We start from the raw sequence: 1,702 nt of genomic DNA on the forward strand, positions 1-1,702 counted from the left end.
TTTTTCCATTGCCATAACATCAACAAATTCCCCGTCCAACTTCCCTTGGTTTTGAAATACTCCCACCTCACGGTATCCCATTTTCCTGTATAATCCCTGACCAAGTTGATTAAAGGGAAAAGTGAATAGGACAATTTTATGGAAACCATTATCTTTTGCCAATGATTCAATTTCAGACAGCAGCTTTTTGCCCAATCCTTTTCCTCTCTGATCTCTTGAAATATAAATGGATAAATCGGCAACCCCGTTATATGCACAGCGGTTACTGTAAGGATTTAAAGAAGCCCAACCCGCAACATTCCCATCTTGTTCAGCCACCAATATCTTATATCGCCCCTGATGCACCTCAAACCATTCTTTTATATAGTGATAGTCCTTTTTTTCCTCCTCTAGTGTGGCGATTCGATCTTCAATCCCCTGATTGAATATTTCTAAAATGGACAAGATATCTGACTCCTCGGCATTCCTAATAATAAGCTTGTTATTCACTGGCAGTTCCTCCCCTTTAAAAACTTGTCACATTATTGATTTCGACATTTTTTATATTCTGTAAATAGTACCATAATCCTTGTTAAACTATTCTCCCCGTTCAATAAAAAAAGCTGCCATTATGACAGCTTGATCTGCAAATCTTACACCCTTTTGTTGAAGAAGAAATGTATAAATTTTGACTTTATTTTGGCAAATTATTTTTTTCCCATGCTTGCATCAAGTTTTTGTGATATTCCTTTGGTTTTTCAATTAAAATCCAATCAATTGAATGTGCAATTTTTGGCATCCATTTCTTATGGCGAATTCTTATTTTTTCGTGATTTGTGTAATGAGGGTAAATGACAGTAGATTTTGAAAAACTGGCTGTACTACTTTTAAAAAACTGTATGTCTTCAATTTCATCCCAATAAACCTTATTTCCTTTTAAGTCCACTACAATTCCCTCGGCATCCCAATAAAATTCTTTGCCTTCATTTCTTTTCCGCCAAAGGTAAATCGAAGATCCGATCGTGAAAATAGAACAAGTGAAAAACATAATTGACACAATCGGGGCAGCACTAAAAGACAAGATGCACAATATTCCCAATAAGATCCCAGCAACTATAAAAACAAATATTAATAATACCTGATATTCTGTACATTCGCGCTTGTTCCAAAAAATACAACACCTTTGATATATTTAATTATAGCAATTACACTATTTCGATATACCCTTCTATCCCATTCACACGAATCCGTTGCCCATCTTTGATCAGTTTGGTAGCATTTTCCACTCCGACAACGGCTGGTAAGCCATATTCACGTGCGATCACGGCTCCATGGGTCATCAGTCCACCAACTTCGGTAACTAAGCCTTTTATAGAGACAAACAATGGTGTCCAACTAGGGTCAGTATAGGACGTGACTAATATATCTCCCTCTTCTAGATCAGCATCTTCCATATTTAAGATGACACGCGCCCGTCCCTCGATCACTCCAGAAGAAACAGGCAGACCTACAATCGCTTCGGCTGGGAGATTTTCTCGATTGTACGCACCTGAGAGTGTTTCACCATCAGATGTGATCACACGCGGGGTAGTCAGTTTTTCATATAATTTGTAATCGTCTTTCAGTTTGGTAATGATCTGGTAATCCAGTTTATTTGTGCGTACGGCCTCGCGGAATTCTTCAAAAGTGAGATAGTAGATATCTTCTTTTTCATGAATAACTC

The 1,702-nt window shown here is 37.7% G+C and carries 3 protein-coding genes; all 3 read right to left on the reverse strand.

Annotation, left to right across the window (positions count from 1 at the left end; all coding sequences use genetic code 11):
- A partial coding sequence (locus tag V7659_RS22715) for an arsinothricin resistance N-acetyltransferase ArsN1 family A (RefSeq protein ID WP_335542455.1) occupies positions 1-489 on the reverse strand: 489 nt, incomplete at its 3' end.
- A gap of 184 nt (positions 490-673) precedes the next feature.
- Entirely contained in the window at positions 674-925 is a 252-nt protein-coding gene (locus V7659_RS22720; RefSeq protein ID WP_335542456.1) for a hypothetical protein, read from the reverse strand.
- Between the two features lie 259 nt (positions 926-1,184).
- A partial coding sequence (locus V7659_RS22725; RefSeq protein WP_335542457.1) for a PEP-utilizing enzyme occupies positions 1,185-1,702 on the reverse strand: 518 nt, incomplete at its 5' end.

The organism is Neobacillus drentensis (assembly GCF_036966985.1).
GTDB classification, from domain to species: Bacteria; Bacillota; Bacilli; order Bacillales; family Cytobacillaceae; genus Neobacillus; species Neobacillus drentensis_E.